This window comes from Pseudomonas sp. BJa5, assembly GCF_030272875.2.
Classification (GTDB): domain Bacteria; phylum Pseudomonadota; class Gammaproteobacteria; order Pseudomonadales; family Pseudomonadaceae; genus Aquipseudomonas.
Genome location: NZ_JALRNG020000026.1, coordinates 73,042 through 87,080 on the forward strand (window position 1 = coordinate 73,042; position 14,039 = coordinate 87,080).

The following is a 14,039-nucleotide window of genomic DNA, read 5'->3' on the forward strand; positions in this document are numbered from 1 at the left end:
CCGCTCCCACAGGGTGAACAATCTAGTTCTTGCACTCGGCCAGCACTACCTTGCAGGTGCCTGGCGTCCCCCCGGAGCGCCCGGCATAACGAATGCAGTTGTTCATGGATTTCTGCCGCGCCGTCTGCAAGTTAGCGCCAAAGGCCAGGCCGCCTTCGCCGACCGTGGGCAAGGCCTTGGCATAGCAATTGGAACCGGTTTGCGCCGTCACGGTACGCGCCTTGGCCGCTTTGCTGGAACAGCCGCCCGACAGCACCATGGCGACGGCGAGCAGCGACGGGACGATCAACGACCCCGGTCGGCGAATGGAGTGTGCGCTCATCCCGATTTCCCCTGGCATTCAAGCGTGTGTGGCCCTGGCCATGTCAGTCTAGCCACTGCCGCCCGGCTCAGGCATCACCTCCGACCAGACGCCGGTGGCAATCCTCTGGCGCCAGGACCTTGCCGGACTTCGAGCGTACCGTGAGGGTTTCGAGCGGTTGCGCCAGGTCGTTGTCCACCAGCACCGAATGGCGCTCGCCCTCGCTGAAGAGGAAGCGTTCGCCCCATTGGCGCATGCCGACCACGATGGGGAAGACCGAACGTCCCATCTCGGTCAGTACGTATTCCTTGTAGGCACTGCCGTCCGACGCCGGTTGAACGACGAACACCCCCAACTCGACCAGAAGCTTGAGCCGTGTGGCGAGGATGTTCTTGGCCATGCCCAGGCGCTTGTGGAAGTCATTGAAGCGGCGAACATCGTCGAATGCGTCGCGGATGATCAACATCACCCAGCGATCGCCGATGATCTCCAGCGCCCGCGCCACCGGGCATTCGCGCTGTGCCTGCTGTGTCTGTGCGCTCATGGCTCTCCTGCATCCACCCATGGAATTTCGACAATGTGGTTGCAGATTAAAACCTCATTTGCTAGAAATCAACGAAGTGGTTTCATTTTGAAACCTCATTTCCCGGGATGGAGTGTCGATGACAATGAACAGCCATGCACCTGCCAGCAGCGACCTCGGCGCCAACCGGGCAGGGGCCTTGAGCCCTCGACTGACGCTGCTCTTTGCCATCACCTGCGCCCTGGCCGTGGCCAATGTCTACTTCGCCCAACCCTTGCTGGCCTCCATGTCGGCCAGCCTTGCAGTGCCTGCCAGCCGCATCGGCGCGGTGGTCGGCGCGACCCAGGTCGGCTACGCCCTGGGGTTGCTGCTGGTGGTGCCGCTGGGTGATCTGTTCGAGCGCAAGCGGCTCATCCTCACGCAACTGCTGCTGTCGGCCCTGGCCCTGGGCGCAGTGGCCTTCGCCCAGTCCTGGAGCCTGCTGCTCGGGGCGCTGGTACTGGTCGGCCTGATGGCGGTGGTGGTGCAGGTGGTAGTGGCCTGTGCAGCCACCCTGGCAAGCCCCGAGCAGCGTGGCCAGGCGGTGGGAACCGTGACCAGTGGCGTGGTGCTGGGCATCCTGCTGGCGCGCCTGGTGTCCGGCGTGGTCGCCGACCTTGTTGGCTGGCGGGGCGTGTATCTGCTGTCGGCGGCCTTGATGGTGGCGATGGCGCTGGTGCTGTACCGCACCCTGCCGGCTGTGCAAACGCCGCGAGCGAGGGTCGGGTACTGGCAGTTGCTGGGCTCGGTGCTGCAGTTGTATCGCAGCGAACCCGTGCTGCGGGCCAGGGGCCTGCTGGCGTTGCTGATCTTCGCCGCCTTCAGCGTGCTTTGGACGTCGATGGTGCTGCCGCTGAGCGCACCGCCACTGTCGCTGTCGCATACCCAGGTCGGCCTGTTCGGCCTGGCCGGGGTGGCCGGAGCATTGGCCGCCGCCCGTGCCGGGCGCCTGGCCGATCAGGGGCATGCCCAGCGCACCACCGGGGTCGCCCTGGCGCTGCTGACCCTGTCCTGGCTGCCGACGGCGTTCGGCGCGCAGTCGCTGCTGGCCATGGTGGTGGGCGTGGTGCTGCTGGATTTTGCCGTGCAGGCGGTACACGTGACCAACCAGAGCCTGATCTTCGCGGCCCGGCCCGATGCCCAGAGTCGCCTGGTAGGTGCTTATATGGGGTTCTACTCGGTGGGCAGCGGCCTGGGCGCAGTGGCCGCGACCTGTACCTACGCCCAGTGGGGCTGGACGGCGGTCTGTGTGCTGGGGGCGAGCCTGAGTGCCGTGGCCTTGCTGATCTGGGGGGATCAGGTGCGATCTGGCCGGCATATTCGCGCGGGCTGATTACACTGTTGAAACCGCCACACAGGGAGTACCTGGAATGGGCTGCGTAATCGAGCGTTCGAAGGGCAGGACCAGACAGCCATGAATGACCATGGACGAGGTGTCCCCCTGCAATTGCTGGTGGCGCTGGCCATCATGCTGGGCATGTTGCTGCTGGGCGCCGCCCTGGCCTGGCAGAGCTACCTGGGCACCCGGCAGACGCTGGTCGCCGCCGCCGGCGATGCCGCCCAGCAGGTCGGCAAGACCATCGACGAACGCGCCCGACGCCTGGTCGACCCGGTGCAGAGCAGCATCCGGCTGCTGGCCTTCAACCCGGCCGCCGGCAATCTCACCCAGCGTCTGGAGCGACTGCCGCAACTGGTCGAGAGCCTGGACAGCAACCGCATGCTCAGTGCCGTGTACGTCGGCTACCCGAACGGCGAGTTCCTCCTGATCCGTCGGCTACGCGATGCGCAACAGCAGCAGCGCTTTGCGGCGCCGAGTGGCACGGCGTTCCTGGTGCAGAGCGTCAGCCTTGGCGACAAGGGTGCGATGCTGGGCGAATGGCGTTTCTACGACCGGGCGCTGACCCTGCTCAAGACCCAGGTCCAGCCGGACTATCACTACGATCCACGCCCGCGCCCCTGGTTCGTCGAAGCCTCCGGACAGTCCGGCACCGTGCTGACCCGTCCCTATGTGTTCTTCACCACCCGCGAGATCGGTCTGACCATGGCGCAGCGCAGTGTCGACGGCGGGGCGGTGATCGGCATGGACGTCTCGGTCAATGACCTGGCCAGCGAGAGCCGCGACCTGCGCATGACCGCCGGCTCCGAGATCGCCGTGATCGACGACCAGGGCAACGTGGTGGCGTATCCGGACCTTGAGCGGGTCATCGTCCGTGAGGGCGATGCGGTGCGCCTGTCGCGCATCGGCGAGCTGGGCATTCCCAGCCTTGCGCACCTCTACGCCGACCCGCCCCAGGGCACCAAGCCCCAGCCTTATCAGGTCGAAGGGCAAACCTGGTATGGCATACGCGTGCAACTGACGACCCTGGCCGGGCAGGATCTGCAGGTATTGATCGCCGTGCCGGCCCACGAGCTGCTGGCCGATGCGCGCAAGGTGCTGTTCGAGCAGTTGCTCTGGGCCGTGGTACTGATGGCCGTGTTGCTGCTGCTCGGCGGGCTGCTCGGCCAACGCATCGGCCGCCCGCTGCGCCTGCTGGCCAGGCAGGTGCACGGCCTGGCCGGTTTCGATTTCAGCTGCGAAGTGGGGGTCAGGTCGCGGGTGTCCGAGGTGCGGGAGCTGAGCCAGGTACTCAGCCGCATGTCCGGCACGATCCGCAGCTTGCAGGCGATCACCCTCACGCTCAGTCGCGAGAGCGACCTGGAGCGGATGCTCGACGGGGTACTGGGCCACCTGGTGGACGCTGCCGGAGTGAGCGCCGGCGCCGTGTACCTGTACGATGTCGAGCGCGCTTCGCTGCGCCTGGCCGCCGCCTGCCGGGGCCAGGACTACCCCGATGAACTGGCGGTGTGCGAGGGCGATCACGAGGATCTGCCGGCCGCCGTGACCCAGGCCCTGGCACTTCGAGGAAGGAGCCTGGCGGTCGTACTCAATGACCGCAGCCAGGCACTGCTGGGCATCCTGGTCCTGCAACTGGGCAGTGAGTATGCCAGCGATGAAGTGCGTCAACCGTTCAGGCGTTTTGTCGAGGAAGTGTCCGGCGCGGCCGCCGTGGCCATCGAGACGCGCCAGCTGGTCGAGGCCCAGCGCCGACTGATGGACGCCATGATCAAGCTGCTGGCAGATGCCATCGATGCCAAGAGCCCCTATACCGGCGGCCACTGCGAACGGGTACCGCAGCTGGCGCAGTTGCTGCTGGACCAGGCCGTACAGGCCGACAGCGGTCCGTATGCCGACTTCAGCATGACCGAGGCGCAGCGCTACGAGTTCGGCATTGCCGCCTGGCTGCACGATTGCGGCAAGGTCACCAGCCCCGAGCATGTGGTGGACAAGGCGACCAAGCTGGAGAGCCTGTACAACCGTATCCATGAGGTACGCATGCGTTTCGAAGTGCTCTGGCGCGATGCCGAGCTTGCGTACTGGCAAGGCCTGGCGGGCGGCGCGGATCAACAGGCGCTGCAACGCACGCTGGAGCGCAGCCGGGCCGAACTGCAGGAGGAATTCAGTTTCGTCGCCAAGGCCAATGTCGGCGGCGAGTCCATGCAGGAGGAGGACATCGAGCGCTTGCAGCGGATCGGCCAGCGCCGCTGGTGGCGACACTTCGACAATCGCCTGGGCATCTCTCATGAGGAAGAGGCGCGTTTTGCTGGCGCGCCGCCGGTGCCCTTGCCGGTGGAGGAGCCACTGCTCGCCGATCGCAGCGAGCATCGCGTGCCCTGGGGCCCGCGCAAGCCGCCGGTGACCCGGGACGACCCGCGCAATGTCTGGGGTTTCGACATGCGCCTGCCGGCCAATGCCAGCAACCTCGGCGAGCTGTACAACCTGTCGATTCGACGCGGCACGTTGAACGAAGAGGAACGCTTCAAGATCAACGAGCATATCGTGCAGACCATCATCATGCTCGAATCCCTGCCGTTTCCGCGCCATCTGCGGCGCGTTCCGGCCATTGCCGGCAACCATCACGAGAAGATGGACGGCAGCGGCTACCCGCGTCGGCTGGGCAAGGACGACCTGAGCATTCCCGAGCGGGTGATGGCGATCGCCGACATCTTCGAGGCGCTGACGGCCGCCGACCGACCGTACAAGGCGCCCAAGACCTTGTCCGAGTCGGTGAAGATCCTCGTCTTCATGGCCCGCGACAAGCACATCGACGGGCAACTGCTGCAACTGTTCCTGAGCAGCGGGGTGTATCGCCAGTATGCCGAGCGGTTTCTTCGGCCCGAGCAGATCGACGAGGTGGATGTGGGGTACTGGATGGGGCAGCTCCAGGGGTAACACCAAGCGCAAACGATCACCTCCGAGGTCCGCTTGTACGGCACCAGGCGCGGGGTTGTCAGTGTTGATTCCGATCAATGGATCGTGGCTGCCAATGGTGTAAACAGCTGCTCACTTTTCATTGGGGTGTAGTCGATGTGCCAGTCCAACCAGACAACCCGGATCCTGTGCAGCGATCCTGAAGTTGCCGAGCACCTGCGCCAGCAGTTGCTTGAGACAGCGCCCGATTGCGAGGTATTGAGCGCACCGGGTGACTGCAGCCGGGCACCTTTTTGCCGCTGGCTCGGTGAGGAACAACTGGGCCCGGCAGGCTGGGTGTATGCCGCGTTGGTCGAGGCCACCGAGGTGCTGGAGCAGACGCGGCACTCGTTCAAGTCCCGGGAGTTGGGGCAATTGAGGCAGCGCTTGAAGGTGCTGCTGGAAAAGTTGTCAGAGAATTCTGAATGATGTAAATATGCCATTAGTAGGTTCCGCGTCCACGCGGGAACCGGCTTTGCCGAGCAGGACATAGGGCCTGAAAGACGAAGCGCCGTGACACCCGTTCTTGTCCAGAACGCGGTGCCGCGGCGTTTTTTTTTGTCGGCGAAAAGGCGTCTGTACTCACTCAGGGGCATAAGAATGAAGGTGACAAAAGATCTGACGGAGCTGCTCAGGCGTATCCGGCTTGATCGTGAAGAGATCATCGAGCGTTTCCGTTTTCTTGACTGGGGGCCTGAAGATGCCGAGCGACTGGGCGCCGCGGCCCGGCGCATGGGGCCCGAGCAGCAGGTTTTCGTCGACCATTTGTACCGTCACCTGGCGCAGTTCCCCACGCCGTCGGCGCTGCTTCGTGCGCCCGGGGTCACGGCAAGGCTCAAGCACAGCCAGTCCGAGTATTACCAGTGCTTGTGGGGCGGGCCGTACGATGACGATTACATCAATGGTCGACTGCGCATCGGGGTGATTCACCAGCAGGTCGGCCTGGAATTGAAGTGGTACCTGGGTGCCTATCGCCTGTACCTCAGTGACATGCTCGCCAGCCTGTTCGGCGACGATCCCGACGCGATCCTCTATTCAAGTCTGTTGAAAGCGGTGTTCTTCGACATGACTCTGGCCATCGACACCTACAGCGCGGCGCAGAACAAGGCGCTGGAGGACAGCGAAGCGCGTTTCGCCCGTGCCCTGCGCGGCGCCAATGACGGGCTTTGGGACTGGCATGTCGATCAGGACCGGCTGTATGTGTCCGAGCGCTGGGCAAGTATGCTGGGCCTGAGTCGCGACAGCATCGGTGAAACCAGTGCAAGCTGGTTCGGGCGCGTGCATCCGGATGACCTGCCGGATTTTCGCCACGCCATCGATGCCCATCTACAAGGGCAGACGTCCTCTGTCCACCATGAGTACCGCATCCGCCAACATGACGGCGACTACCGGTGGGTGCTGGTGCGGGGTGTCGCCGAAGCGACGACGCCGGGGCACCTGCGCATGGCCGGGTCACAAACCGATATCAGTGCACGCAAGGACGTCGAGCAGCGCCTCAAACATGCCGCCCACCATGACGCCCTGACCGGCCTTGCCAACCGTATGCGCCTTGACGAGCACATGCAGAAGACCCTGGTGGAAAAGCGCAAGGGCGGCAGCCACGAGGCGTTGTTGTTCATCGACCTGGACCGCTTCAAGTTGATCAACGATAGCCTTGGCCACAGCGTGGGCGATCGCGTCCTGATCGAAGTGGCGCAGCGCTTGCGAGGCTCGCTGCGCCCGGGCGACCAGTTGTTTCGCTTCGGCGGCGACGAGTTCATCGTGCTACTGCATGACCTCACCTGCGGCCGTGACGCCGAGCGCGTCTCCCAGCGCATTCTCGACAGTCTGCATCAGCCGCTGCAGGTGGATGATCGGACCCTGGTGGTCAGTGCGAGCATCGGTATCGCCCCGCTGCAAGACGACGGCAAGACACTGGATGCCTTGCAGGCCGCCGACCTTGCCCTCTACAGCGCCAAGTCGGCCGGCAAGGCGCGCTTCGCCCACTACAGCGAAGCCCTGCAGGATACCGCGCAGCACCATCTGGAACTGGAGTCCGCGCTGGGCCTGGCACTGCAGCACGATGAATTCGAGTTGCACTACCAACCGATCTATCGCCTTGAGCAGGGCGTCCCCCGCGTGACCGGGGTCGAAGCATTGTTGCGCTGGCACCAGGGTGAGCGCCTGGTCTCACCCCTGGAGTTCATACCGGCGCTTGAGGAATCAGGGGAAATCATCCGCGTTGGCGAGTGGGTACTGCGCCAGGCCTGCCAGCAAACCCGCTTGTGGCAACAGGCCGGACACAAGCATCTGCGCTGTTCGGTCAACATCTCCAGTATCCAGTTGCAACAAGTGGATTTCGCCCTGCGCCTGATCGACATCCTCCAGGAAAGCGGCCTGCCACCGGCCAGCCTGATCCTGGAGATTACCGAAAGCCAGCTGATGCATGACGACCGGGTCACATTGGCCAGCCTGAGTGAACTGGCCAGTCTTGGCGTGCTGTTGGCGCTGGACGATTTTGGTACCGGTTACTCCTCCCTGGGCTACCTCGCGCGCTTTCCGCTGCACATTCTCAAGCTGGACAAGAGCTTCATCGGTAGCGTCCCGCATGACCACAAGCAGAGCGCGATCAGCCAGGCAATCATCGGCCTGGGGCGTAGCCTTGGCCTGGAAGTCGTGGCGGAGGGGATCGAGAACCCGGCACAGCTCGATTTCATCATCACGCAAGGCTGCCACTACGCCCAGGGCTACTGGTTCAGCCGACCGCGATCCGCCGTGCAGATGCAAGGGTTATTGAGTGGAGAGGACTGTTTCGAAGGGCATTGATGCCTAGTGGTGTAGTTGAGGTTGTGGCACCCCGCGATTATCCATCAGCTCAGAAGGCAAATAATGAAAATCAATCTTCCGGTCAGTGGTCGTGCAGTCCAGGTCAGCGCCAATGCGAACATTCTTACAACCACCAACCCCAAGGGCGCCATCACCTACGTCAATCCGGATTTCATCAACATCAGCGGTTACAGTGAGGACGAGTTGCTCGGCGTCAATCACAACATCGTGCGCCATCCGGACATGCCGCCGGAAGCATTCGCCCACCTGTGGCAGACCCTCAAGGCCGGGCGCTCATGGATGGGGCTGGTAAAGAATCGCTGCAAGAATGGTGACCACTACTGGGTCAGTGCCTATGTCTCGCCGATACAGCGCAACGGCGAAATCGTGGAGTACCAGTCGGTTCGCACGCTGGCGCCCAAAGCGCTGGTAGAGGCTGCCGAACAGCTCTATGGGCAGTTGCGCAATGGTAAGAAAACTCACTGCCTGCGGGCTTCGCGACTGTCCGTCAGCATGCGCCTGGCGCTGGCAGGCGCCGGCCTGAACCTGCTGGGGTTTACTGGCCTGGGCCTGGTTGAAGCACTCGCCTGGGAGCATGCGGCCGTCGCCGCACCGCTGTTCAGCGTCCTGTTCGCGGGCCTGCTGCACCAAGGCCTGCGCCCCCTCGACGCGCTTGCCCGCAAGGCAACACAGATCGCCGATAACCCGTTGAGCCAACGGCTCTACAGCGGTCGCCGGGACTCGTTCGGGCAAATCGACTTCGCCTTGCAAATGCTCGATGCCGAGACGCGGGCCGTGGTCGGTCGCATTGCCGACTCGGCCCGCCAGTTGAACCAGGAAGCCGACGAACTGGTGGCGGCGGTGGACACCAGCAACTGCGCGACCTTGCAGCAGCAAGGCGAAACGGCCCAGGTGGCCAGCGCCATCACCCAGATGGCCAGCAGTGTGCAGGACGTGGCGCGCAACGCCCAGCTCACGGCCAGCGCCGTGAGCCTGGCCGATCAGGAAACCGACCGGGGGCGGCAACTGGTCGAGCATACCCGCCAGCACATCGACAGCCTCGCCGGTGAGGTGCAGCAGGCCAGTGCGGTGATTCACCAACTGGAACAGCATGGCCAGGACATCAACCGCGTACTTGAGATCATCCAGAACATCGCCGAACAGACCAACCTGCTCGCCCTCAACGCCGCCATCGAGGCCGCGCGCGCAGGCGAAGCGGGGCGCGGTTTTGCCGTGGTTGCCGACGAGGTGCGCGGGCTGGCCTCGCGCACCCAGCAATCGACCGCCGAAATCCACGGCACCATCGATACCTTGAGACGTTCCACCACGGATGCGGTGGGCGCGATGCAACGCAGCCACCGCAAGGCCCAGGCCAGTGTCGAGCAGGCGCTGTCTGCTGCCCGGGCGCTGGACGGCATCACCCAGCGCGTCGGTGAAATCAGCGACATGAGCGTGCAGATTGCCGCGGCCGTGGAGCAGCAGAGCAGCGTGGGCGAGAGTATCCAGTGCAGCCTCAACGGTATCAGCCAGGCGACCGACAGTAATGTGCTGGCCAGCAACCGCAGCCGCACCACGGCGGCCCATGTCGCCAGCCTGGCCGAGCGCCTGCAACTGCTGTCGGCGCAGTTCTGGGGGCGTCAGCAGAATGGGTGACACTACCCGGCCAGGCTGCCAGGGCGAGTAGCTGCTAGTGTTTACCGGCACAGCACAGGCGTTCGGTTGCGCCAGTGGGTTGAGTACCGGAGGGACACCATGAACGAAGACCCCGCCAGCAAGAGTCGCCGCCACTTCCTGACCGCCAGTTCCGTGCTCGGCGCTGCCGGGGTGCTGTGCTCGGCCTTGCCGGGTACATCCTTCGCCACCCCGGCGACAAACGCCATGGACGCCGAGTTGATCCTGTTCAACGGGCGCTTCCATACGGTCGACCGTGATAAGCCCACGGCCAGCGCGGTGGCCATCCAGGGTGGCAAGTTCATCGCCGTGGGTACCGACGCCGAGGCGATGGTTCACAAAGGCGCCGGCACACAGCTGATCGACCTCAGGCAGCGCACGATCATCCCGGGCCTGAACGACTCGCACCTGCACCTGATCCGCGGCGGCCTGAACTACAACCTGGAGCTGCGCTGGGAGGGCGTGCCGTCGCTGGCCGATGCCCTGCGCATGCTCAAGGCGCAGGCCGAGCGCACGCCAAGCCCGCAGTGGGTGCGGGTGGTCGGTGGCTGGAACGAATTCCAGTTCGCCGAAAAGCGCCTGCCGACGCTTGAAGAAATCAACCAGGCCGCGCCCGACACCCCGGTGTTCCTGCTGCACCTGTACGACCGCGCCTTGCTCAACCGCGCCGCCCTCAAGGCCGTAGGCTACAGCAAGGACACGCCCAATCCGCCGGGCGGCGAGATCCAGCGCGACAAGTTCGGCAACCCCACCGGCATGCTTATCGCCCGGCCCAATGCGACCATTCTCTACGCCACCCTGGCCAAGGGGCCGAAGCTGCCACTGGAGTACCAGGTCAACTCCACCCGCCAATTCATGCGCGAGCTCAACCGCCTGGGCCTGACCAGTGCCATCGATGCCGGCGGCGGTTACCAGAACTACCCGGACGACTACCAGGTGATCCAGGAACTGGCCGACAACGACCAGCTGACCGTGCGCATCGCCTACAACCTGTTCACCCAGAAGCCCAAGGAAGAGCTTGCCGACTTCAAGAACTGGGCGCAGAAGGTCAAGCCGGGGCAGGGCAATGACTTCCTGCGCCACAACGGCGCCGGCGAGATGCTGGTGTTCTCCGCCGCCGATTTCGAGGACTTCCTCGAACCCCGCCCGGACCTGCCACAGACCATGGAGCAGGAGCTGGAACCGGTGGTCCGCCACCTGGTGGAGCAGCGCTGGCCGTTTCGCCTGCATGCCACCTACGACGAGTCCATCTCGCGCATGCTCGACGTGTTCGAGAAGGTCAACCGCGACATGCCGTTCAATGGCCTGCCGTGGTTCTTCGACCACTGCGAGACCATCACGGCGAAGAACATCGAGCGGGTGAGGGCGCTGGGCGGCGGTATTGCGATCCAGGACCGCATGGCCTTCCAGGGCGAGTACTTCGTCGAGCGCTACGGTGCCAAGGCTGCCGAGGCGACCCCGCCGATCCAGCGCATGCTGGCCGAGGGCGTACCGGTCGGGGCGGGCACCGATGCCACCCGGGTGTCCAGCTACAACCCCTGGACTTCGCTGTACTGGCTGGTCAGCGGCAAGACCGTTGGCGGGCTGGCGCTGTACCCGCAAGGGCTGAGCCGTGAGACCGCGTTGCAGCTATTCACCCACGGCAGCGCCTGGTTTTCCAGCGAGCAGGGCAAGAAGGGGCAGATCAAGGTCGGCCAGTTGGCGGACCTGGCGGCGTTGTCGCAGGATTTCTTCAGTGTCGAGCAAGAGGCGATCAAGGGCATCGAGTCGGTGCTGACCGTGGTCGATGGCAAGGTCGTGTATGCCGCCGCCGAGTTCGACAAGCTGGGCCCGCCTGTGCTGCCGGTGCTGCCCGAGTGGTCGCCGGTGGTCAAGGTCCCGGGGCACTGGCGGGCCGGGGCGCCAGTGGCGGCGATGCACCAGTGCGTCGGGCCGTGCGGGGTGCATGCCCATCGCCACGAGAAGGCGCGCTACGCCAGTGTGCCGGTGAGTGACTTCCAGGGGTTCTGGGGGGCGCTGGGGTGTTCCTGCTTTGCCTTCTGACGATAAGGCACGACAGGAAACTCATTGCGTAAGCCTCCTCAAAGGCTGTCCGGATCTCCGAAGAACATCTGAATCCTCGACCGCAACCAGCGCTCCCCAGGGTCATTATCCTGCGACCCGCGCCAGGCCATGTGCAGTTCGAAGGTCTGCACCTCGATCGGCGGATCCTCGGCGCGCAGCCCCCCGGCGGCAGTCAGGACATCGGCGGTGTAGTCGGGTACGGTGGCGATGATGTCGGTGCCCGACAGCAGGCTGCCCAGGCCGTTGAACTGCGGCACGGCCAGGACTACATGGCGTTTGCGCCCGTGTTTTTCCAGGATCTCGTCCATGAACCCGCCCAGGTCGCCGGCAAAGGACACCAGTGCGTGGGGGCGGGCGCAGAAGTCGTCCAGGCTCAGGCTGCCGGGCATGCTGTCGGCACGCAGTACCTTGGGTTTGCTGCGGCGCAGCACCTTGCGCTTGGCGTTGGCCGGCAGGTCGTTGGTCCAGCTCACGCCCACCGAGATCTCGCCGCTGGCCAGCAGCGCCGGCATCAACAGGTAGTTGACCCGGCGTACCACCAGGACGATGCCGGGCGCTTCGGCGCGCACGCGCTTGAGCAACTGCGGCAGCAGGGCGAATTCGGCGTCGTCCGACAGGCCGATACGAAACACCGCGGTGCTGGTGGTCGGGTCGAAGTCGGCGGCGCGGCTGACGGCGGTGGAGATCGAGTCCAGGGCCGGCGACAGCAGGGCGAAGATTTCCATGGCCCGCGCCGAGGGCTCCATGCTGCGCCCGGTGCGTACGAACAGCGGATCGTCGAACAGGTTGCGCAGGCGTGACAGTGCGGCGCTGATGGCGGGCTGGCCGAGGAACAGCTTCTCGGCGGCGCGGGTTACGCTACGCTCGTGCATCAGGGTCTCGAAGACGATCAGCAGGTTCAGGTCGACGCGACGCAAGTCGTTACGGTTCATCGGCTCGGCTTCACTGGACGAAGGGGGCAGAGGTGAATCTTAAGGGTAAAGGCTGTTACCCTGCACCGCATAATTTGCCGGCTGCGGTTTCGGCATCAATCAATGACAGGCATGTCGACTATTAATGGCCACGGATGGTCTAACCATAAAAGCCCGGATAGAGTTCAGGGTATTAGAGGTTCACTAGGCGAGGTTTGCGATGTCCCGCATGATCCGTTTCCACAAATTCGGCCCGGCCGAGGTGCTCAAGGTCGAAGAGCAGGCCACGCGCCAGCCGGCTGCCGGTGAAGTGCAGATCCGTGTGCAGGCGATCGGCATCAGCTGGTACGACGTGCTCTGGCGCCAGAACCTGGCGCCGACCCAGGCACACCTGCCGGCGGGCATGGGCCATGAAATGGCCGGTGTGGTCACGGCCGTGGGCGAAGGCGTCGACGACCTGGCGGTGGGCGACAAGGTCGCCAGCTTTCCGGCCAGCAGCGCCAATGATTATCCGGTGTACGGTGAGATCATCGTATTGCCGCGCAATGCCGTGACCCGCTACCCGGACATCCTCACCCCGATCGAAGCCAGCGTGCATTACACGCCCTTGCTGATCGCCTATTTCGCCTTTGTCGACCTGGCCCGGGCCAAGGCCGGCCAGACTGCCCTGGTTACCGATGCCAGCCATTGCGCGGGCCCCGCCTTCGTGCAGATGGGCAAGGCCCTGGGCATCACGGTGTTCGCCGCAACCAAGGATGCCGAAGAGCGCGACTATCTGCTGCAGCTTGGCGCCGACAAGGTCATCGTCACCGAAGAGCAGGACCTGCTCATGCAGGTCAACAAGTACACCAACAACCGCGGGGTCGATATGGTCCTCGACGGCCTGGGCGGCCCGCAGATGTCGCTGCTCGGCGATGTCCTGGCGCCGCGCGGCAGCCTGGTGCTGTATGGCCTGCAGGGCGGCAACCAGACGCCGTTCCCGGCCTGTGCGGCGTTCCAGAAGAACATCCAGTTCTTCGTGCATTGCATCGGCAACTTCACCGGCAAGCCGGAGCTGGGTATCTGCCAGGACCAGGTGGCCCTGCAGCGGGCACTGCGCGATATCAACCAGTTCACCGCCGACAAGCTGCTGACTCCGCAGATCATCAAGGTCTATCCGTTCGAGCGTGTGGTCGAGGCGCATCGTTACATGGATGAGTGTCCGTGCGGTGGGCGGCTCGTGCTGGAACTTGCCGACGCCTGAGTGCCTGGATCGATCCAACAAGCCCGGGCATTGCTCGGGCTTTTTTTTGGCTCTTCACGGAATACAGGGGCTACGATCCTTGGGCTTGGGGGCTGAGGCTGTGAGCTTATCCATTCCATGCGGCGACGCTGCCGGCCCCTTCCGCCCTTACGGCGGGTCCCTTTTGTCTTGGCAAAAGGAACCAAAACCGCTCG

The 14,039-nt window shown here is 64.4% G+C and carries 10 protein-coding genes; 7 read left to right on the plus strand and 3 right to left on the minus strand.

The annotated features are described in order from the left end of the window. Positions 1-22: 22 nt before the first annotated feature. Both M2D63_RS16045 and M2D63_RS16050 read right to left on the minus strand, forming a co-directional pair. Entirely contained in the window at positions 23-322 is a 300-nt protein-coding gene (locus M2D63_RS16045) for a hypothetical protein (protein WP_285863927.1), read from the minus strand. A gap of 67 nt (positions 323-389) precedes the next feature. Further along, positions 390-845 carry a helix-turn-helix domain-containing protein gene (locus M2D63_RS16050; protein ID WP_285863928.1) on the minus strand — a complete coding sequence of 152 codons (456 nt, stop codon included), beginning with the start codon at positions 843-845 and terminating at the stop codon, positions 390-392. A gap of 118 nt (positions 846-963) precedes the next feature. On the opposite strand from M2D63_RS16050, the gene M2D63_RS16055 reads away from it, so the two are divergent. The 6 genes from M2D63_RS16055 (at position 964) to M2D63_RS16080 (ending at position 11,670) form a co-directional block, all read left to right on the plus strand. Next, complete coding sequence (locus M2D63_RS16055; protein ID WP_405310290.1) at positions 964-2,196, plus strand: MFS transporter; 1,233 nt, start codon at positions 964-966, stop codon at positions 2,194-2,196. Positions 2,197-2,277: 81 nt separating this feature from the next. After that, positions 2,278-5,133 (plus strand): HD domain-containing phosphohydrolase, encoded by a 2,856-nt coding sequence (locus M2D63_RS16060; RefSeq protein WP_285863929.1) that lies wholly within the window; start codon positions 2,278-2,280, stop codon positions 5,131-5,133. 135 nt (positions 5,134-5,268) lie between these two features. Then, positions 5,269-5,580 (plus strand): hypothetical protein, encoded by a 312-nt coding sequence (locus tag M2D63_RS16065; protein ID WP_285863930.1) that lies wholly within the window; start codon positions 5,269-5,271, stop codon positions 5,578-5,580. Between the two features lie 171 nt (positions 5,581-5,751). Next, the gene (locus M2D63_RS16070; RefSeq protein ID WP_285863931.1) at positions 5,752-7,956 is read left to right on the plus strand and encodes an EAL domain-containing protein; all 2,205 of its coding nucleotides are present in this window, start codon (positions 5,752-5,754) and stop codon (positions 7,954-7,956) included. 63 nt (positions 7,957-8,019) lie between these two features. Beyond that, positions 8,020-9,609, plus strand: coding sequence for a PAS domain-containing methyl-accepting chemotaxis protein (locus M2D63_RS16075; RefSeq protein ID WP_285863932.1), 1,590 nt, complete (start codon positions 8,020-8,022; stop codon positions 9,607-9,609). 99 nt (positions 9,610-9,708) lie between these two features. Further along, positions 9,709-11,670 carry an amidohydrolase gene (locus tag M2D63_RS16080; protein ID WP_285863933.1) on the plus strand — a complete coding sequence of 654 codons (1,962 nt, stop codon included), beginning with the start codon at positions 9,709-9,711 and terminating at the stop codon, positions 11,668-11,670. A gap of 38 nt (positions 11,671-11,708) precedes the next feature. Here M2D63_RS16080 and M2D63_RS16085 read toward each other — a convergent pair whose 3' ends face one another. Then, complete coding sequence (locus tag M2D63_RS16085; RefSeq protein WP_285863934.1) at positions 11,709-12,623, minus strand: LysR family transcriptional regulator; 915 nt, start codon at positions 12,621-12,623, stop codon at positions 11,709-11,711. Between the two features lie 199 nt (positions 12,624-12,822). Here M2D63_RS16085 and M2D63_RS16090 point away from each other — a divergent pair, with 199 nt between their 5' ends. Continuing rightward, complete coding sequence (locus M2D63_RS16090) at positions 12,823-13,845, plus strand: zinc-dependent alcohol dehydrogenase family protein (protein WP_285863935.1); 1,023 nt, start codon at positions 12,823-12,825, stop codon at positions 13,843-13,845. Positions 13,846-14,039: the final 194 nt, after the last annotated feature.